Raw genomic sequence first — 20,895 nt, 5'->3', positions numbered from 1 at the left:
ATTACAGACAAGGAAACTTTTTTTGCTTCGACACGAAATCGTTTTAGGTTGAACATTGTGTGAGAAAGATCATTCATTCGCCAAAAGTTAACATTATTTTACAATAAAAAGCATGTACAATTGCATAATTATGGTATAAGTTATATACGAAAGAAACATTATTTACATAATATAAAATTTATATCCATCTCAGGGAGGGCAACACATGAGAAGAATTTTCGCTTTAAGCTGCGGGTTTTATCTATTAATCGGCATAACCAGCGTTGTACTTGGTGCACTTCTACCCGTCTTATTGACACATTATGAGCGTGGTTATAGTGATGGCGGGTTTTTGTTGTTTTTGCAGTTCCTCGGTTTTCTTGTCGGGGTGCTCGTTGCTCCTTCCATGACTGCTCGCATCGGCAGAAAATCCATGTTAACCATCGCCCTGATCTGTATCGTTACTGCCTATGCCGTTCTCGGATTCTTGCCATCCTGGACAGTTGTTCTTCTTTTAACCATTATTGTCGGGTTTGGGTCTGGCATCATTGAACCCTCCGTTGGTGCGTTTACGATAGAATTTACGGAAAATCAGAAAGCAGTAGCAATGTCCAAGCTTGATGTGTATTTTGCCCTTGGAGCACTTCTCATTCCGGCAGTCGCTGCCTTATACATTTGGCTGGATCTTTGGCATCTTACGTTTTATACCGTTTCCGCGTTATCCCTTATTCTCATGCTGTTATGGGTGACCATGCCCACCTCCGCCGCTTCTTATCTGAAACAAGCTGGTGAAAATACCGTTGGACATGCAACGGGCAGATCCCAGTATTCCAGAAAACATCTGGGGCTGCTCACAATCTTAGTTGTCTTTTTCTTCGTTTACATGGGTCTGGAGTTAGGCCTAATGAACTTCTTGCCTTCCATTCTGGTCGAACGATTGCAGTTACAGGAATCTGTCGCTTCACTCAGCGTATCCATTCTATGGATTGCCATGATTATCGGTCGTCTTTTTTCCGGGAAAATTGCTGAAGCCGTCAACTACATGCCTTTCCTGATCTGGAGTACGGTAGGTACACTTCTGTTCGCCGTTGCCATGGTGTTCGTAACAGGCCAATGGGCAACATACCTGCTAATCTTCGGAACCGGATTGTTCATGTCAGGACTGTTCTGTATCGCACTGGTCTATGCCAACATTCTGATTCCCGGCATGACTGAGCGCACAACCAGCATCCTGATTGCCTCAGGCGGTATCGGTGGCGCCATCCTGCAGTATGTAACCGGATGGAGCATGAGTTCGTGGCCTGTAGTAAACACGATCTGGATTTTGGCCGGATTTTGTCTGATTCTACTCCTCACTCTCGTTCTCTCTCATCTCTGGAACTTAAGGAACAGCACCGCAAGTGGAACTCTCGCACATCAAAGTAAAGAGATTTAAACGTTGCTTCTTGAGAGGGGTGATGCCTGCGTAAACCAGAATTGTTGATCTTCGTTCAGGCTAGAACATTACATTTATGGAGGGAATCATATGCAAACCTTAACCAAAAACCGTTTCAGAACCGGACAAGGGATTAAGTTGATTGACGATGAAGGCGTTGAATATCTGGATGGCGTATCCGGTACATTCAATCTGTCACTGGGCTACAATCACCCGCATGTCGTGAGCAAAATTCAGGAACAAGTCGGCAATCTGACGCATATGTCTTCCTCCTTCACAGAACCGTATGTGGATGAAGTGCTCGATCATCTGATTGAATATGCTCCAAACGATATTAATGCGGGTTGGATGCGAGATATTACAGGCTCAACCGCCAATGAATGTGCCACCAAAATCGCACAGAAATACACGCAATCCACAGACATTATCAGCCTGTACCTATCCCATCATGGTCAGACCCAGTTTGCAACAGGGATTTCGGGAAATGCCTTCCGGCGGAAACGGTTTCCAAATTCGGCTGTTCCCAACTCCGTTCATGTGCCTGCACCATACTGCTATCGTTGCCCATTCAAATCTTCAAGCGGAGACTGCGGATATCAATGCGTTGAAGCTATCTCCGATGCTATAGAATATGCGAGCTCCGGCTCAGTCGCCTGCATGATTATTGAACCGATTCTCGGCAATGGCGGCAATATCATTCCTCCTGCAGGTTATTTCAAGCGCCTGCGTAAACTGTGTGATGAGTACAATATCATTCTCATTGCCGACGAAGTACAGACGGGAATCGGACGCACCGGGTACATGTTCGCCAGCGAACTATTCGATATTCAACCTGACATGATTACCCTTGCCAAAGGTCTCGGCGGAATCGGTGTACCTGTTGCTGCGGTATTGATGCAGTCCCGATTGAATGTACTGGAAAAGCATGAACATTCCTTCACCTCTGGAAGCAATCTGATCTCCGTAACGGCTGCCAAATCTACCCTGGAGGTTGTATCCGAACCTGGATTCCTCGATGACGTGAAACGCAAAGGTGAAATTTTAGGCGGATTACTGCAAGATTTGGCCATTAAATATCCAAGCATCGGTGAAGCTCGCGGAGTCGGGCTGATGTGGGGATTGGAAATGGTGGGTGACAATAATGAACCGGATACGGATAAAACCAATGCCATTATCGACCGTGCCTTCACGGATGAGCATCTGATTTTAAGAGGATCACGTTACGGCTTCGGGAACGTAGTAAAGGTCAGACCATCGCTTACCACAACAGAAGATGAGTTGGTTGAAATTGTAGAGCGACTCGATTCGGTGCTTGCCAGCGTCCATTAAAACATTTCAATGCCATTGCTCGAAGTGGTCGTTTCGGTTAAGATCGTTCTTCTGATCGCTGTTATCCCCGGATTTTATTTGATTTCCCTTTTCCGAGGGAAAAATCCGTTGATAGCATATGCTTCCGAAGCAGCTTTCTTCCAGAAAGCTTTTAGGCGAACGCTCCGCTTCTTCAGAATCGATTTCGTCCCCTTCACTACTTTCGTATCTTGTCAGAAACTGTTTTTAAAATGAATCGTATAGTTACATTTCATATTATTATAAGGAGGTTTTAACATGTTAGCATTGGTATACAAATCGGCTTGGGATGTAGCGCTTGAGGAACGGCCTGTTCCGGAAATCGCGAGAGATAATCAGGTGTTGGTTCGAATCCGGGCAACGGGTGTATGCGGTACCGACCTCGGTATTGTCAGCGGTAAATATCATGCGGTTCCTTCCGTCATACTTGGTCACGAGTCTGCCGGGGAAGTCATTGCTGTGGGCACAGCTGTAACAACACTGCAACCGGGAGACCGGGTTGTCATCGATCCTACCTATTATTGCGGGCAATGCGACATGTGCAGAACAGGCAGACAAAATCACTGTACACATAAGTCGGTTACAGAGACCGGTGTGAGTGCTGATGGTACATTTACGGATTATTATGTAACAGAGGACCGCTTTTTGTATAAATTGAAGGACCATGTGAGCTATGAGGAAGCTACCTTGACTGAACCGCTGAGCTGCATGCTTACAGGCATTAATCAGATCCAGCTGCTGCCGAATTTCAGAACAATTATCCTCGGCGCAGGGCCGATTGGTATTCTATACAGCTATGCCCTCGCTTCCAAAGGCGTCACTGGCTGTCTCGTCGATATCTCGGAAGAACGCCTGGCTATTGCAGGTTCGATTGCACCGGACCGTTGGGAGGTTCATTCATCCTTTGAAAATGCGATAGAATCACTGGCACCCACAACCAATCAGGTTGATATGATTGTGGATACGACAGGCGTCGTGGGTACACAAGTGCTTTCGCAACTCGCCAGCGGCGGTTATCTCATGCTGGTCGGTCTGAGAGATGGTAACACATCGTTCAATCCCAAGGAAGTTGTGGACCGCAGTCTAAAAATCATTGGCTCCATCGACTCCCTGGGAACTTTCGCAACAGCACACTACATGATAGAGCAACAGATTATCCCGGCGAAAAAAATTATCACCCACTCGTTCCCGTTGGAGGATTACGAAGAGGCATTCCGCACGCTTGGCTGCGATATTCAGGGGCGTACACTTCAAGCTTCTTCACATGCCATCAAAGTGGTGCTGCAATCCAGCGGTTCCAGTATCTAATGTAGCAAGTTAATCATGATTGAGATAAATTAGAGATAATTGCTTACAGAATCCTGGAGGAGGAATACAACATGGTAGCAAACAAGGAGTTTGACGGGCTGGGAGAGTCAAAGAATGACAGCATTCAGGCGGTCATTTTTGACATGGATGGCGTACTGATTGACAGCGAACCGATTTATTTCGAGATTGAACGCAGCTCTTTTGCCCATTTTGGCGCAAAAATGACGGAGGAAGAACATCACACCTATGTTGGAGTCACGCTGGAATCGATGTGGCGGCAAGTTTTGGACAAGCACCAGTTAACAGCTACCGTGGAAGAAGCCCTCGCATACCATCAACATAATGTGATGCAGACGATGCTGGCTCACCCGAAGCTGACAGCCATGCCTTCCGTAGAACGCTGGTTAAGCTGGCTGCATGAGCAGCACATTCCGATAGCCGTTGCTTCTTCATCTCCACGTGCACTGATCGATCTGATCATGGACAAGACCGGACTTGGAAAATACTTCGAGGTCCGAATGACAGGTGAGGAAGTCACGAATGGCAAACCGGCTCCGGATATATTCCTGACTACAGCCGAGATGATTGGAGCATCCCCATCGAACTGTCTTGTCATTGAGGATTCGCGCAATGGTGTTCAGGCCGCCAAAAGTGCAGGTATGCGCTGCATCGGATACCGCAATCCGGGATCAGGTGACCAGGACTTATCCAAAGCCGATTTTCAGATTTCCAGTTACGATGAGTTATGGACGCTGAAAGATACACTTCCGTTGGAAGGCCGATCGCCAAGCTTGTCGGAAATAAACTAACACGAAAAAAAACAACCCAAATGGCTTCAATTCCTTGGAATTGGAGCTATTTGGGTTTTGCTTGCTGCAAATTTAACGCGATAACACAAACTCGAATATCGTCTAGACCGAAATATCCAGACTTCCACCCAGATTGGGATGAGGAGCCGGAACCGACTTTAACATTTCTGTTAGTTGCTGACCTTGCTGCTCTGCCATGTCTTTCGACATGGACATGACTTGCAAGCTCGCCGACTGTGACACTGAGACTTGACTCATAGCCATTGATAATGCTGCAATATCCATGTTCTGCACTCCTTTCGTTTTCTGGTCAATAGGCATACCTATTTTATATCGGTCAGATGGGAGGAAATATGTAATTCTCTCCTTCATGTTCAAAAGCTTAACATTCGCCCTAACCCAAGTATTTCAATACCCCATCTGTTTCCTTGGCTCTCAGGGTGACTTTGGCTAATAACTGTTCCGGTTGCTGAAAATCCCCTTTGATCTCTTCCATCAATTCCTTTACCATCTCTTCCAGTTGCGCTAATGTTGTTTCTTTAGGTAAAATACGAGTTCTTGCGATCTCATGTTTACGAAAAGAATCATCATACGATGGAACTGTTTCCTGACCGAAAGCACTAATTTCCAGCTCAACTTTTATTCCTTCCGACATTGGTTTCACCTCTTTACTCGTTTAAGACTGATTAGGACTCAATCAATCCATATTTCACAAAACTGTGGTACAAGCCATCTTCTTCAATAGTTCCAGTTATATCATCTGCAATGGCTTTGAGACCCGGCTTGGCATTACCCATCGCAATCCCTACAGCACAATACTCCAGCATCTCCGCATCATTCATGCCGTCCCCAATGGCGAGTGTATCTTCACGTGACATACCCAGATGCTCCAATAAATCTGCAATAGCAATGGCTTTATGAATGCCCGGAATCATCAGTTCACCGCTTCCTTCACCAAAGATAGGTACCGTGCACTGAATGACTTCGAATTTGCCTTCAAACTCCTGCTTGATTCGATCGAACGGAATCGTGGAGCTTTCCAGAAAACAAACTCTGTTTACGTCGTCCTTGTATAAATCGGCTTCACCATACGTCAGACCAGCAATAAACGGATGTGGCTTTTGTTCTTTTTTCGCTCTGGCATCGGGATCATTCTCTATATCACCATAGATGCGACGTTCCAGATGAGATTGAAGATTGGAGCTGGCGTACAAGGCCGAATTAGATTCGAGGTAGAAGTCAATCTGGTGTTCATTGAAAAAATCGACCATATGCCGTACATCTTCTGCCGTTACCCTTTTGTGATACAGCACATCTTGACCGAACTCAACATAGCCACCGCCGGCACCGATCAGACCGTCAAATCCTACTTCCCATATAGAATCGTAGATTTCCGCCTTGGATCGTCCTGTACATAAATAGAGCAGATGTCCATTTTCACGTGCCTGTTTGCACGCCTGTTGTGCGGACACCGGAATGTTGCCGTCATCATCTACCAATGTGCCATCAATATCTATAAAAACAATTTTTCGATGCGTTGTACTCATCTGCGTTTGCCCCCATCATGTATCTTGCCTGCGTTAAAGTATTCATTCTATTCCAGATACCTATTTCACTATACTTCCCCAGTCTAATTGTGAGGCTGAGTCGAAAAAACATCTCCATAGGCTGATCCCCTTGCTTGCTCCCAAATTCGGGCCTGTATTATCACAAATTAGCATTTAAAATGGTCATTTACTTGCCAATTTGTCCATATGCACCGTCTGCCAATCATCGTCCTGTTCCACAACAACCACATATCCCTGACGTTTCCAGAAATCCACGGCTCCAGGTAAAAAGCGATGTGTATGCAAATACAACGTTGTGTAGTGCAGCTCCGCCACCACTTTCTCCAGTTCTCTTACGAGGAGTGAACCAATACCGTATCTGCGATATTTAGGATCCACATAACATTTCACAATTTCGGCGGCAGACTGCTCAGGATATCGTCCTTTCACAACTTCGATACGCCCATCATAAGGCAGGATGCCAATGGAACCCACAATCTCTTCTTCTTCGGTGACAGCAACCAGAAATACAGCATCGGCTGAATCCAGATAATGTTCTTTGAATTGCTCCAGATCTACAGGTAACTCCTTATGATCCAGCTTTGGAAATACTTCTTTGCGGACACGCATGGCAAAATCAATTGCATCATTGATTTGGTGCTCTTGAATAGCTATCACTTTCGGTACGGCCTGAAGCTGTGTCACAAAATCCACATTCCTTATCCTTAGATTCGAGCCCGTTTTCAGCTCCGTATACGAACCCAACTAACCGCAAGTTCGCTCTCTGCTTACAATTCTACCGAAATAAGCTCTTCCTATCAATCTATCTAAACGACTAACCAAAATAGAAGAAAGCCCGCGCGATTTGATAGGGATCGCATACGATAAGGCGTGTCATCAATCAACTTCGAGGGGGAAGAACATATGTGGTTATCGCTTGGAATCTCTGCTGCAGCACTGCTGGCAATTGGGTTCATCTATCGTTATGTGGAAGATAAACTTGCAACCAAAAAGTTTCATCCCCACGCACCCAAGCAGCTGTTAATCAAGTTCAAGGAAGGTACGACAGCCGAAGAGATGTACACTCTGCATAAAAAAGCAAAATGCAACGTAGCCGAAACGTATGAAGATCTGGGATGGTATCGCATTGAATCAAGAAAGAAAATGCAGCGTATGTTAAAGCACTACAAGGACCATGTGCTCATCGAGCATGTTGAACCGAACTACTACCTTCAGGCATCGTTTACGCCAAATGACCCGTTTTTCCCTTACCAATATAACCTGCCAAAAATCAATGCTCCCGCTGCCTGGGATATTTCCCAGAGTAACAGCTCGGTCAAAATCGCGATCATTGACACTGGCGTGCAGTTAAACCACCCTGAGCTTGCTGGCAAGATCCTTCCCGGATACGATTACGTTGATTATGATAATATTCCCGAAGACGGAAACGGGCACGGCACCCATGTAGCTGGAATTGCAGCTTCTATAACCAATAATGGAGTTGGCATTGCTGGTGTGGCACCGCTCGCTTCGATTGTCCCGCTACGTGTATTGGATAACAATGGACAAGGTACAACGGGGAACGTCGGAAACGGACTTGTTTACGCTGCCAACAACGGTATTCAAGTCGTTAACCTGAGTCTTGGTGGGCCAACGGGAGAAGCTTTTCTTCAGGCTGCTGTGCAGTATGCATGGGATCGGGGTGCTGTCATCATCGCGGCAGCAGGTAATGATAATACTTCCTATCCGATTGTACCTGCCTCTTATCCAAACGTCATTGCGGTAGCTTCAACCAATCCTTCCGACCTCAAATCCAATTTTTCAAACTATGGATCGTGGGTTGATATGGCTGCACCAGGTGATACGATTCTGTCCACATACCTGGGTGGCTCCTATGCCTATCTAAGCGGAACGTCCATGGCGGCTCCCCATGTAGCGGGAGTGGCTGCATTACTCGCTGCACGCGGGAAAACTAATGCGCAGATTCGTGATGCCCTATGCTTCGCATCCGATCCCGTATCCGGCTCTGGTGTGTACTGGACGTATGGGAGACTGAATGCCTATCAGAGTCTGCAAGTGCCATAACACAATTACATTCACTCGTAATGGCATGGATCATCGCCACTTCCATTTCTCACGAATAAAGAAATCAAAAAAACCATGGGACTTCTATCGAAGCTCCATGGTTTATTAATTTTATTGGTTCTACACTTTTGCTGCCCATATTTCGATTTCAATTTTAATTTCGGGTAGACCCAACTCCGTAATATATCCAATTGTCATCGCAGGATAATCATGGCTGAATAATTGTCCCCACTCAGCGTATAAGAAATCCCAATCGATTTTCTCCGTCGCCCATACGTTAACTTTGATAATATGTTCAGCATCTAACTGCTCGGATTCGAGTACTGTTTTAATATTATTGAATGTATTCGTGACTTGCTCATTTAGACTGTCTGGAAAGTGTCCACTACGATCTGCTCCAATCTGACCCGACGTCACGAACAACTCTGCATTCCTCGGAATTCTTGTAATATGCGTATACTGTCCTACAGGAGCTGGCATATTAGCTGGATTTTTTCTAGTAATTTTGTCGGTTTTCATGTTGATTACCTCGTCATTCTTAAGATTTTTCTGCGATATTCCCTAGTTTTCTTCCTCATTTGGGCACACTTCTCCCTTGGAATAGATTCTAGAAAAAGACAGCAGTGGAGTATCCATATCCCGGAGATATAAACGCAAGTGATTTTTTCTTCATGATTGGATGCTCCTCCCTTCTTAAGTGACAAGATTCTCTTGATCTTTTCATTATATATGAAACAAATCATGAGTCAAATTCATCCTTCATAAGCAAAGAGCAATCCTGTGTCAACGAGACTGCTCTTTGTGTATACGTAAGGGACTACACCTGGAGTTAAAAATATTGCGCCCCATTATTGGCAATAACCTCTTTGTACCAATGGAAACTTTTCTTTTTCACTCTGCGAAGTGTGCCGCTTCCGTCATTGTTCCGGTCTACATAAATGTAACCGTACCGTTTCTTCATCTCCCCAGTACCTGCGCTGACCAGATCAATCGGTCCCCAGCTCGTGTAACCCAGAAGCTCAACCCCATCCTGAATGGCTTCAGCCATCTCGGCAAAATGACGATTCAGATAATCAATACGGTAATCGTCTTCAACGGTGTCATTGTCGAGCAACACATCCGTTGCACCAAGCCCATTTTCCACAATAAACAATGGTTTGCCATAGCGGTCATACAGCTGGTTACAGGTAATTCGAAGACCTTTCGGATCAATCGTCCAACCCCATTCGGAAGCTTGAAGATACGGATTCTTCACTGAGCCAAACACATTGCCTTCGGTCGAATCCTTCAAAATCTCCGGATCGGTACTTGTACAGCGGCTGGCGTAATAACTGAATCCGATATAGTCAACTGTATTCTGCATGAGAATATCTGCATCTTCCGGCTGCATATTAATCACGATCTCATGTTCTCTGAAGAAACGCTTCGTATACCCAGGATACGCTCCTTTGGACTGAACATCGATAAAGAAGAACGACTCCCGATCCTGCTCCATGGCTTTCCATACATCATCTGGATTGGAAGTGTACGGATAAACCATGCCTGCTGCCAGCATGCAACCAATCTGTGCACCTGGAATGATCTCGTGACAGGCTTTCACAGCCAAAGCACTAGCAACCAATTCATGATGCGCTGCCTGATAGAGAACCTGCTCTTTATTCTCACCTTCCTGAAGAACAATACCCGCTCCAATGTACGGAAGATGCAGCAGCATATTGATTTCATTAAACGTCATCCAATATTTGACCTTGTCCTTGTAACGATCGAACAATGTTTTTGCATAAGTCTCAAAGAAACCTATCATCTTACGGTTCTTCCATCCGCCATACGTTTCGACCAGATGTACAGGGACATCAAAGTGACAGATTGTGACCACAGGCTCAATATTATATTTCAACAATTCGTCGAAGACATCATCGTAAAACTGCAATCCCGCCTCGTTCGGCTCAGCGTCATCGCCATTAGGGAAAATCCGCGCCCAGGCTACAGAGAGCCTCAAGCACTTGAATCCCATTTCCGCAAATAGTGCGATATCTTCTTTGTATCGATGATAAAAATCAATCGCTTCATGCGAAGGATAAAACTCTCCATCTTTGGGCTCATATGAATCGAGATTTCCCAAAGCAATAGGGAAGCGATTAGCCCCCGTGGGAATCAGGTCAACCGTAGTTAACCCTTTGCCACCTTCAAGATAAGCTCCCTCAAGCTGGTTCGCTGCCGTTGCTCCTCCCCAGAGAAATTTCTCCGGGAAGGCTGTTAATTTTTCATACATTCACGTCTACCTCCTATCCATAATGAACGTTCACTTAACCGAGCACTGTGAGCAATTTGTCTTTCTCTTTCACAGATGCATCCTTCGTGCCTACTACATCCAGATAATTGGACGTGTTCGTAATAATAATCGGTGTAACTGTCTCATATCCGGCATCCTTGATCGCTTGCAGATCAAATTCCATGATCAGATCGCCCACATTAACGCGGTCGCCATCTTTTACATGAGCTGTGAAATGCTGACCTTTCAATTGCACCGTATCCTGTCCGATATGAATCAGCATCTCAACACCCTCATCAGTGACAAGTCCAATGGCATGTTTGGTGCGATATACCGTTTGTACGACACCCGTGATTGGAGATACGACTCTGCCACTGGTTGGACGAATCGCAATCCCTTTACCCATATGCTCTCCTGCAAAGGTAACATCATTGATCTCTTTCAGTTCAACCACTTCACCAGCCATTGGGCTGAAAATTTCATATCTGTTGTTCGGGTTTGGATCAAGTACAGGTGTTGGCGCTGGAACTGCATCTGCCTTGTCTTTGAAACCAACAACATACGTAAGGACAAAACCAAGGATGAATGCAACCGCTGTAGCTACAAGAGCCATGTAGAATCCGGAATCAACGCCTGTTTTTGAGTTGATGAAGGTCGGATAGCCGAATACGCCAAGTCCGCCAAACATGTACATTTTCGATCCGAATAACCCTAGAATTCCGCCTCCAATACCACCTGCGATACAACTCATGATAAATGGTTTTTTCAGTGGAAGTGTCACACCATAGATGGCTGGCTCAGTTACACCAAAGATCCCCGAGATGAAAGCTGGAATACTTAATGATTTCAATTTGGCATTCTTGGTTTTTAACATAACAGCAAGTACCGCACCAATTTGGGCAAAGGAAGCAGCGAAAGACATTGCAACCACTGGGTCAGCTCCGGACGTACTCAGGTTAAGAAGCATAACTGGTACGAGTCCCCAGTGAAGACCAAACAATACAAACACTTGCCACAAACCACCAATGACCAAACCTGTAACGAGTGGGCTTAATTCATAGATGCCTGTTGCTCCTGCACCAATCAATTGACCTGCCCATGTGGATATTGGACCAATTACAAGGAATGTTGCAGGAACGATAACCAGCAGTGTGAAGAATGGAACCAGGAACGTACTAACCACTTTAGGAATAACATTTTTGAAGAATTTCTCTATTTTCACTGCAAAGAATGTAGCGATAATGATCGGAATAACCGATGATGAATAATTCATCAGGATTACAGGAATGCCCAAGAACGTAATGTGAATTGGTGATTCAAATAATGTACCTGCAAACAACGTATACAGTGGATCACCCGCAGTCAAACCGGACAGCGTAGGATATACGAGTGTAGCTCCGATCGCCATACCGAGGAACGGTGAACCGCCAAATTTTTTGATGGCCGTATAACCAAGGAATACCGGGAAGAAGTAGAACAGACAATCGCCCGTTGCATTCAGCAGATGGTACGTACCTGATGTGTCCGCTATCCATCCGAAGGATAAAAACATGGCTGTAAAACCTTTGATCATCCCTGTTGCAGCCAGTAAGCCAAGCAGCGGCGTGAAGACACCAGAGATCATATCAATAAAACGACCGAACAAACTACCCTTGTTACCAGAACTATCCTGATCTTCAGGAACCTGTCCCTCAGCAGGCAGATTACCTGCCTTTACAACAGCTTTATATACATCCGGCACTTCATTGCCGATTACGACCTGATACTGTCCACCACTCTGCATGACGGTAATGACACCTGGCAGATTTTTAAGCTCTTCCGTTTTAGCAACGCTTTCATCTTTAAGTTTAAAGCGTAATCTCGTTACGCAATGGAATACACTGTTTACGTTTTTAGCTCCGCCTACACCAGACAAGATGTCTTTGGCCAGTTGATCGTAGTTCATAGTAATTCTCCCTCTCTAAGTAGACTCCCGATGCTTGTGAAACAAAGAAAACCTGAACTACTGAACATACACAACGCACCGGAAAATCCGGAAACAAGTCGTGATATTCAGCAATTCAGGTTTTGCCCTTAACGGTTGCAACCCTGTAAGGCTGTACACAGCGATATTCAGTTGTAGCATTAACAACTTCATCTTAAAGTAAGTTGCAACCCATCTTTACGGACCCAAAGTGGTCGGAAGTATCGGAATTGCCTGATTGAACAGTTACAATCCGATTGATGTATGCGCTTACTTTATGGATTCATAATATAATAACTTCTAACCTTTTGCAAGCGTTTTTTTAAGAATCTTTATTTTGTAATATCGTTACTCTGAAGTGGCATGCACTACGCGTTCAATATGAATGGTTAAATACATCATTTCTTCGTTAGTCAGTTGATACGTGTAGTTATTTTCAATGAATTTTCTAATCTTCTCCGAGCACTTGTGCGCTTCAGGGTACTTTTTCTGAATCATCTCAAATAACTCATCGTCGTTGTTGCTCTTATAATGCTTGCCTTTTACCAGCCGTTGGGCGAAAAACTTCAGATGAGTCACAAATCGATAATAATTCAACGAGTTCTCGTCAAAGTCCATTTTGAAATGATATTTGATGATCGTCAAAATCTCCTGCATGACCTGAGTCATGCTTCGGATGTTAGGCATCTCTTCGTTAAGTGCTGCATTTACAAAATGAAGTGCCATGAACCCCGCCTCATCTTCAGGCAAAAGTACACCAAACTGATCACAAATCATATTTAACGCTTCCAGCCCTACCTCATATTCGTCTTTGTAGAGCTGCTTGGTCTCCCACAGCAGTCCATTACGGATAGGCAGATTGTTACGATAACGTTCAATGGCAAAATGAATATGATCCGTCAGATGCAGATAGATGCTCTCGTTTAGCTTTTTCCCAAGCTTCAGCTTGGCATAGGCGATAATCTCTTCAGACACTTTCATGTATTCCAACGGTATGCTCGCGATTAATGCCTTGAAATTTTCCTGAATATTTTCATTCTGTAAAGTAAATATCTTATCAATATGCTGCTCCGACACCTCATCGCCGGCTCTCTTCTGAAAAGCAATTCCCCGGCCAATAACGATGACTTCGCGTTCGTCTTTAATCGCAACTACAGCATTATTGTTTAACACCTTCTCGATCTTCACTTTATCCACTCCAATATACAGAAAAAGGCAAACCGTGCCTTCCTTGAGGTCACTGGCCTTGCCCATTTCACTTCAATGTTAACTATATTTGCGTTCATGGTATTACATTTTTCTACATTGTGCAACAAAAAAATCGATGATGTTTTATCCCTAACAAATCACTTCCTGAATGCATAAATGATACTGTATATTTGCTTTGTATTTTTTTCTGTTTGGAAGTAATCATTCTGTATCTATAAATCTTCCCAATATAAGCATTTCCTTAGCATGACGACTTATCCATGGAATTATACTTGCGCCCAGAGCCCCAAATCCAGAATTTCAATACCTGTCTGTATCCACTCGGTATCAGAAAGCCTACTACTCGCCTGCCACTTCGACCATTAATAAACTGAAATTTATAATTACATTCATGAGTGCATCCATATCATTGCAGACAAAAAGTGTTTGCACTTATTTACTATACTTTTGATTATATTCTTTTTAAATTCCTGTAGAATTCGGATCATAAATAAACAAAAAAGCCCTCCGTAGTGAAGGACTTAATGTGTCCGAATGATGAAAAATTGCATACAAAAAAATAATTATTTTTATTTCGTCACGCTTTTCGCGCGTTTTTGCAGACGTAAATATCATCTCATAACTCTCATCAATCAACGGCGTACCTTGCCAATCCTTATAAAGATATAAAATCTCGAATCCATTGGCACTCTATTTCTTCATTTTCGTGCAGTCATTTGATCATGATTTATTCTTATTGCTTTCCTTCTCCAGTTCTGCTTCGATTCTTCGATTAATGATCTTCAACTGGTCCGAATTCAAGTGTTCGATATCCGTTAACTGTTTATCGATCTGGTACTCTTCCGCTTCGCCCTTGTGCATCAATCCTAGATGATGCTTTATGGATCGAATATCCTCGCGCATACTCATGGTCTGACGATAATTGTCTGCAACAAGTGCAAATATAATCGCGCCTGCCAGAATCGTACCATATGGCATCAGAAGACACAGAACAAATCCTACTATTAAAGCCAAAATGATATACATGCTTTTCCCCTCCACTTTAAATTACAGTTTGAATCGTTCTTGGATTAGCTGTGCCACGTCTTTCGGGCTCTTGTCAGTGTTATTAATCCGAATATAATGCTCATGCGTAATTTCTCCAGGCTCGGAATTCAATCGATATTTCTCCATACTCGAAAGCAGATCCTGCTCTGACCATTCGACATTACGCTTCGTTGCTTTGTGCAGAAGCCGATGTGGACTCTTGTTACGCTCCAGTCGTTCCGTCGGATCAGCCTCCAGTTCAACATAACATACCTCTGCACCTCTGGACTCAAACAACGCACTGACTTTGCGAATGTACTCCCAATCCTCTTTCATATCGAATGCCCACACAAATGTAAAAATCAAACCGGGCAGCTCACTCTTCGCTACTTCTTCAAAAATCTCCTGACGGAACAGATTAACAAGTCTCTTTCCTTGAGGTGTACCATAACTGAAATAAGGTGAAACCAGTTCAATCGTCATATGATTGTGAAACAATTTTAGATTGGTGATCTTCTCCAATTCCTGACCCACCGTCATTTTCCCCACAGCCTGTGGACCAAAAATAATGATGAACTTCATCCCATCACTCCTGACATCAGCGATATGTATACCATTACTTGAATTTTCTGGACATTAGTCCATAATAACGCCTATTGGATAAATAAAAAAGAGATTTCAAGCCATCCGCTGAATGTTCAGGGCTTGAAATCTCTTCTTCGGTTTTACTTTATATCCATTGTTTCATAGTCTGCCCAACGTTAACGTCCGATCAGAACCCATCCCCACTTCATTCGTCGGAGTCCCATGGCAATAATCCATGAGAGCAAAATCGCCACTACATAAGACAGCATAATGCCAAGACTGAAGTGTGGGGCGAGTTCCACGGTGAGTTCTCTTCTCCAGAACAAGAGCACTAACGGATGTATTAAAAATACACCAAACGCCACCGTACCCAAAGAGTTCAGAATACGAGTTGTCCGATAAGATCCATTCTGTTTCCATGCACCCATCCTTTCACATAGGATCAACAAGAGTAAGCAGGCCGAGAGGGTAAACAGATTACGGAATAGAAATAGCAACGTATAGGTTAGCGCCGGAGTTGTGGCGAAAGCCGTTTTTATATAAGTATTACCGTAAATAAACACTGCTCCTCCGCTCAACAATGCAGCAATCAGCACATAACGGTACGAGAACAATTTCTTCAATGCCGCATCGAAGTTCAACCCAATCCAGGCACCGAATCCAACAACAATCAGGTAACTGGGCAGCAAACTTCCCATCCGTGAGAAATGAAACTGCAAATGTAGCGCGTAGAAAACAGCCTGCGCCGCAATAAAGAACAGCGGTAAATATCGATTAAATACACGATAACGTGTTAACGAAAGAAGCAGTGGAAAAACCACATAAAATTGCAAAATAATCAGAAAAAAATATAAATGCGTATGTGCAGTACCGGTTAACAATTGCCCCGAGAACTGCTTTACATGTGCCAGAGGCTCTTTGCCTGCTAGCCATTGTTTGACGATAAAATAAATGAGTGACCAGGCCAAATAAGGCACAAAAACATAAAATAATCGCTTTTTATAAAAAGCGGGCATCCAGCCCTGTTCCTTTATCTTGGAGCTGTAATTGTAGAACAACACCAATGAGGACAGAAACAAAAATGCAGGTACGGCGAATTGCAAAAAGCTGTTCCAAAAATAATAAAAGTTATGATCCAACGTGTGCTTGGGATAATGTGCAACTGCTGTTGAAGTCGCATGAATGGCGACCACTGCCATAATTGCAAAAGCACGATAGAGATCCAGATACTCAATACGCCGGGGCCGATTAACCGGTTGATTCATAATAAAACCTCACTTATGCCTGATAGGATGATAGTTTCCGGCCGCAATCCAGATTCTAACCTTTATTTTAATCAGCAGACGTGGGTATTACAATCATGATCTATATTATTTTTGTTAAATTACAACAATATTCAGCATCATTCGACATTAGCTAATTGCCTATCCAGAACCGCTCAACGATATTCCCGTCAGGCTCTACATAGTCTTGATCTTGGATACCCCCATTACGAAGAATAACTCTTCGGGATGCCTCATTATGCGCATCACATACGACTAATACTTTGGTAATTCCGAGATTTTTGGTAATTTCCAAGGAAAGCTTGAGGATCTCCGCACCGTATCCATTCTGTCGCTCACCTGGACGAACACCATAACCAATATGCCCTCCGCTATGGAACAGCTTCTCATTCAATTCATGTCGTATGTTTACGGCTCCAACAACTCGATCACTCTCCGTCACAAGCCAGTATGTACTGTCCCTGACCCAGCCTTCAGGGATATCGATGCCTTGTTCGCTACGTTCCAAAAAAGCTAACATCTCTTCAAAAGGATAGGGTTCTTTCGAAATGACCCACGGCACCATCGATTCTCCGCTTGCAACCCAGTCTTCATAAAATGCTACATACGCTTCTTTATATTGCGCTGAAGGTTTAACCAATCTAACTTTTTCTTTGCTCATTCTAATTACGTCCTCCTTACTCATATTGATATTGCCATACTCCTTCACCCTAATATACTAATTCACAGTCGTGATGCTCCCAGACGTCAAACAGATTACCGTCCAGATCCTCAAAAGTAAAAAACTTTCCATAAATGCCCTCATCACTAACTTTGCCAACACGGACGTGGCCAGCAATGAGTTCAGTATGAAGTTTAACGATATCGTCTGTAAAAAAGGTGATCACCCATCTCTTTTTCTGCTTCACTTGAAATACGGCTCTGGAATCATGATCACTTTCAATCAGATCAAGAATCGGCCTATTGTCTCTAAAAAGGCTAATATAGCCTTGTCTTGGCTGTCTAATATTAAAACCAAAATGGTTCACAAACCAAGCAGCGGACTGTTCAACATTGGATACAGGAATGACATTGTATGCTATACCTAATATTTTTCCCGTCGTCAAATTTATACTTCTCCCTTCATTGCATATTGAGATTCTTGTATCAAAATGAAGAAAAATTTCTCCATCCAAGTAAAAAAGAGAACCTGCGTGTGCAGATCCTCTACTCGGGTCCAGCTTTCGCTATTATATTAGTTCACGATCCTGCTTGCTTATTCCTCTAATGCACACTAGTTATACGGATTCCACCTGTTGTGCGTGCACTTCCTGATCTGCTTGAATTACCTTGTAAGTGAATTGATAGCTTCCTGATCCCAGAGCAATTCGTACATCTGATCCCTGCGTTTGAATTTCGTGAATGTCCGCTATTTGGTCCACCGCTTTTCCGTTCTCCAGAACTGTCTGTACATCTGCTCCAGGCAGAAGGACCGTGCCCGTCGTATTGGCAGGAATGGTCACACGAACCTCCATCTCGTTATTACCGCGGAGATACCAGTTGGATGTGACAGAACCGTACATGGTCTCGAAACTCGCTTCCACCCACTCCAGTCCTGGTCCTGGTTTGGGCTCGATGTGTACGATCCGGAACCCGGGCTGTTGCTCATCTGTGTTAATTCCGGCAACATAACGATATAACCACTCCCCTATGGCTCCATAAGCATAATGGTTGAATGAATTCATGTCTGCACTCCACAGACTGCCATCCTCCCTTATTCCGTCCCAATGCTCCCAAACCGTAGTTGCACCTTGTGTCACTTGATATAACCAGGATGGATAGTCTTCCTGAAAGAGTAGCGTATAGGCCAGATCATGATGTCCCGTATCACTCAATACCGGATTCAGATAAGGTGTTCCAACAAATCCGGTGGTTAAGTGGTTTCCAGCGTCCGCAACCAGTTTTCCCAACTGATCAATGGTACGTTTCCGAGCTGCTGAATCCAATAGGTCGAAATGCAAAGCAAGTACATGCGCGGTCTGAGTGGGAACTGCAAGTTTGCCCGCAGGTGTCACAAATTCATTTTGAAATGCAGCAACAATGTTGTCATGCAGATTATCATAATAAGTTACATCTTCCGCCTGCCCTAACACCTCAGCAGCCTTCCGTGTTAGAGAAACAGAATAGGCATAGAATGTAGTTGCTACAAAATCCTTATCTGTAGCCCCAATATAGCTGTCCGGCTTGGAATCCAGCCCGAGCCAATCCCCGAAATGAAAGCCAGTATTCCACAAGTAAGGATTCTCTCCTTGAGCGTGAATGTACTTAATCCAGCGCTTCATGCTGTCATATTGCTCAGCCAACAGCCTGACATCCCCGTACATCTCGTAAATCGTCCATGGACAGATCACCGCGGCATCCCCCCAGGCAGCGGAAGAATGATTCGTATCCGCCCACCCGTCTGACGTCGAACTCCTCAAATCAGGAACGTAGAAAGGAATGCCTCCATCCTCTCCCTGATCCGCCTGCAGATCCCTCAGCCATTTGGTGAAAAAAGGCGCCGTGTTCATCAGGTATGAGGATGTTCGTATAAACATCTGCGCGTCTCCCGTCCAGCCCAGCCGCTCATCACGCTGCGGACAATCTGTCGGTACGTCAACGAAATTCCCTTTTTGCCCCCACAATATATTGTGATGAAGCTGATTCACGAGTGAACTGGAGCTTTTAAAATCACCGGTTCGCTCCATATTGGAATGCAGAACTACACCTGTGAAATCCTCAAGCCGAATCTCGTCCGGGAATCCAATCAACTTCACATAACGGAATCCCTGAAATGTGAAACGTGGCTCGTACGTCTCCACTTCACCGCCTTTTAGGGTATAACGAATGCACTGCGTTGCACCACGCAGGTTGTCAGTGTAGAAATTACCCTGATGATCCAATATCTCGGCATGTAGCAACTCTACCGTATGCCCCGTTTCACCCTGAATGCTGAATCTCACCCAACCGACCATATTCTGTCCCATGTCCAGCACACGTTCTCCCAGTGTAGTTGTAAGCAAGGCGATAGGTTTAATTTGCTCAATTGGCGTTACGGGTACGTTCTCTTGTGCAATGATAATCTCCTTTGAGTAATTCAGCACATGTACCGGCGACCATTGGACTGAAGATGAATCCTGCCATTCGGCTTCCATACGTGCATCATACGTTTCCCCCATATAAATGTCTGAACTGCGAATAGCGCTGGGGGAACTCTTCCAGTTTCGATCCGAAATAATACGTTCTTCTGAACCATCGGTATAATGAATATGAAGTTCCAGTAGCAAACCTGCCTTCGTACCGTATATCTTCTGCTTTTTCTCCCATCCCAAATGTCCTTTGTACCAGCCATCTCCCAGATAAGCACCTAGTATATTCTGTCCATTATGAAGCTGATCGGTAACATCATAGACCTGATATTGCAACCGCTTACTATAACTGGTCCAGCCCGGGGTGAAGTATGCTTCGCCCACTCGCTGATTATTCAGATGAAGTTCGTACAATCCAAGTGCAGTCACATATATTCTGGCCGAAGCGACAGGCTTTTTCAGTTCAAACAAGGTACGCAGTCGTGGGCAAGACTCATCCTGCTGAGAGGAAGGATCGACTGTGATCCACTCCGCCTGCCAGGCATCTTCACTACCCATGAATCCCGTCTCGAAATACGCTATCTCCGACCAGTCCGATTCATCTCCTGCACGATCCCAGGCACGAATGCGATAATAGTAGCGGGTTCGTGCTTCGGGCACCCAGTGCTCCAGTTCAACATGAATGGATTGATCAGAGCTCTTTTTGCCGGAATCCCATTCAATTTGAGCCATATCTTCCGTCCGTGACAACTGAATTTGATAAACTGATTGTACACAATTTCTGAGATCGGATTGCAAATGCCAGCTTAATCTGGGTGCCGTGATATCTAGTCCAATCGGATTTATTCTATACTCACAACGCAGATGACTTACAGTCAACATCAGAGAAACATCCCTTTCCATCGTGGTTTCCAAATCAAGGTTACGATATAATTATATC

General features: G+C 44.4%; 19 protein-coding genes. 5 read left to right on the top strand and 14 right to left on the bottom strand.

The window, feature by feature from the left end; genetic code table 11:
• Window positions 1-205: 205 nt before the first annotated feature.
• From ACR1R9_RS07945 to ACR1R9_RS07930, 4 genes are all read left to right on the top strand, one after another.
• Window positions 206-1,414, top strand: a complete 1,209-nt coding sequence (locus tag ACR1R9_RS07945; protein ID WP_433921390.1) for an MFS transporter — start codon at window positions 206-208, stop codon at window positions 1,412-1,414.
• Between the two features lie 90 nt (window positions 1,415-1,504).
• A complete protein-coding gene (locus ACR1R9_RS07940; RefSeq protein ID WP_433921391.1) occupies window positions 1,505-2,743 on the top strand; it encodes an aspartate aminotransferase family protein in 1,239 nt (412 codons plus the stop codon).
• A gap of 276 nt (window positions 2,744-3,019) precedes the next feature.
• Window positions 3,020-4,069 carry a zinc-dependent alcohol dehydrogenase gene (locus tag ACR1R9_RS07935; RefSeq protein WP_076289054.1) on the top strand — a complete coding sequence of 350 codons (1,050 nt, stop codon included), beginning with the start codon at window positions 3,020-3,022 and terminating at the stop codon, window positions 4,067-4,069.
• Window positions 4,070-4,140: 71 nt separating this feature from the next.
• On the top strand, window positions 4,141-4,878 hold the full coding sequence (locus tag ACR1R9_RS07930; protein ID WP_076289053.1) for an HAD family hydrolase: 738 nt from the start codon (window positions 4,141-4,143) through the stop codon (window positions 4,876-4,878).
• Between the two features lie 102 nt (window positions 4,879-4,980).
• Here ACR1R9_RS07930 and ACR1R9_RS07925 read toward each other — a convergent pair whose 3' ends face one another.
• From ACR1R9_RS07925 to ACR1R9_RS07910, 4 genes are all read right to left on the bottom strand, one after another.
• Window positions 4,981-5,163 (bottom strand): YjfB family protein, encoded by a 183-nt coding sequence (locus ACR1R9_RS07925; protein WP_113052174.1) that lies wholly within the window; start codon window positions 5,161-5,163, stop codon window positions 4,981-4,983.
• 109 nt (window positions 5,164-5,272) lie between these two features.
• Complete coding sequence (locus tag ACR1R9_RS07920) at window positions 5,273-5,533, bottom strand: hypothetical protein (RefSeq protein ID WP_083678887.1); 261 nt, start codon at window positions 5,531-5,533, stop codon at window positions 5,273-5,275.
• A gap of 31 nt (window positions 5,534-5,564) precedes the next feature.
• A complete protein-coding gene (locus ACR1R9_RS07915) occupies window positions 5,565-6,425 on the bottom strand; it encodes a Cof-type HAD-IIB family hydrolase (protein ID WP_433921392.1) in 861 nt (286 codons plus the stop codon).
• 183 nt (window positions 6,426-6,608) lie between these two features.
• Window positions 6,609-7,139 carry a GNAT family N-acetyltransferase gene (locus tag ACR1R9_RS07910; protein WP_343054870.1) on the bottom strand — a complete coding sequence of 177 codons (531 nt, stop codon included), beginning with the start codon at window positions 7,137-7,139 and terminating at the stop codon, window positions 6,609-6,611.
• 210 nt (window positions 7,140-7,349) lie between these two features.
• Here ACR1R9_RS07910 and ACR1R9_RS07905 point away from each other — a divergent pair, with 210 nt between their 5' ends.
• On the top strand, window positions 7,350-8,510 hold the full coding sequence (locus ACR1R9_RS07905) for a S8 family peptidase (RefSeq protein ID WP_433921393.1): 1,161 nt from the start codon (window positions 7,350-7,352) through the stop codon (window positions 8,508-8,510).
• 120 nt (window positions 8,511-8,630) lie between these two features.
• Here the strand turns inward: ACR1R9_RS07905 and ACR1R9_RS07900 are convergent, their stop codons facing one another.
• The 10 genes from ACR1R9_RS07900 to ACR1R9_RS07855 form a co-directional block, all read right to left on the bottom strand.
• Complete coding sequence (locus ACR1R9_RS07900) at window positions 8,631-9,029, bottom strand: RidA family protein (protein WP_076289050.1); 399 nt, start codon at window positions 9,027-9,029, stop codon at window positions 8,631-8,633.
• A gap of 310 nt (window positions 9,030-9,339) precedes the next feature.
• Window positions 9,340-10,782 carry a 6-phospho-beta-glucosidase gene (locus tag ACR1R9_RS07895; protein ID WP_433921394.1) on the bottom strand — a complete coding sequence of 481 codons (1,443 nt, stop codon included), beginning with the start codon at window positions 10,780-10,782 and terminating at the stop codon, window positions 9,340-9,342.
• A 34-nt stretch (window positions 10,783-10,816) separates the two neighbouring features.
• Window positions 10,817-12,727: a beta-glucoside-specific PTS transporter subunit IIABC gene (locus ACR1R9_RS07890; protein ID WP_175382410.1), complete on the bottom strand. Its 1,911-nt coding sequence runs from the start codon at window positions 12,725-12,727 to the stop codon at window positions 10,817-10,819.
• A 366-nt stretch (window positions 12,728-13,093) separates the two neighbouring features.
• Window positions 13,094-13,933, bottom strand: a complete 840-nt coding sequence (licT, locus tag ACR1R9_RS07885) for a BglG family transcription antiterminator LicT (protein ID WP_063563219.1) — start codon at window positions 13,931-13,933, stop codon at window positions 13,094-13,096.
• A gap of 741 nt (window positions 13,934-14,674) precedes the next feature.
• Window positions 14,675-14,980, bottom strand: a complete 306-nt coding sequence (locus ACR1R9_RS07880; protein ID WP_433921395.1) for a hypothetical protein — start codon at window positions 14,978-14,980, stop codon at window positions 14,675-14,677.
• Window positions 14,981-15,001: 21 nt separating this feature from the next.
• Entirely contained in the window at window positions 15,002-15,562 is a 561-nt protein-coding gene (locus ACR1R9_RS07875; RefSeq protein ID WP_433921396.1) for an AAA family ATPase, read from the bottom strand.
• Between the two features lie 179 nt (window positions 15,563-15,741).
• Window positions 15,742-16,830 (bottom strand): acyltransferase, encoded by a 1,089-nt coding sequence (locus ACR1R9_RS07870; RefSeq protein WP_433921397.1) that lies wholly within the window; start codon window positions 16,828-16,830, stop codon window positions 15,742-15,744.
• 151 nt (window positions 16,831-16,981) lie between these two features.
• On the bottom strand, window positions 16,982-17,509 hold the full coding sequence (locus ACR1R9_RS07865) for a GNAT family N-acetyltransferase (protein ID WP_433921398.1): 528 nt from the start codon (window positions 17,507-17,509) through the stop codon (window positions 16,982-16,984).
• A gap of 49 nt (window positions 17,510-17,558) precedes the next feature.
• On the bottom strand, window positions 17,559-17,954 hold the full coding sequence (locus ACR1R9_RS07860; RefSeq protein ID WP_433921399.1) for a VOC family protein: 396 nt from the start codon (window positions 17,952-17,954) through the stop codon (window positions 17,559-17,561).
• A 171-nt stretch (window positions 17,955-18,125) separates the two neighbouring features.
• Window positions 18,126-20,837, bottom strand: a complete 2,712-nt coding sequence (locus ACR1R9_RS07855) for a family 78 glycoside hydrolase catalytic domain (RefSeq protein ID WP_433956427.1) — start codon at window positions 20,835-20,837, stop codon at window positions 18,126-18,128.
• Window positions 20,838-20,895: the final 58 nt, after the last annotated feature.

Source organism: Paenibacillus taichungensis (genome assembly GCF_050994985.1).
Lineage (GTDB): Bacteria > Bacillota > Bacilli > Paenibacillales > Paenibacillaceae > Paenibacillus > Paenibacillus taichungensis.
This window is presented reverse-complemented; position numbering and strand designations above follow the sequence as displayed.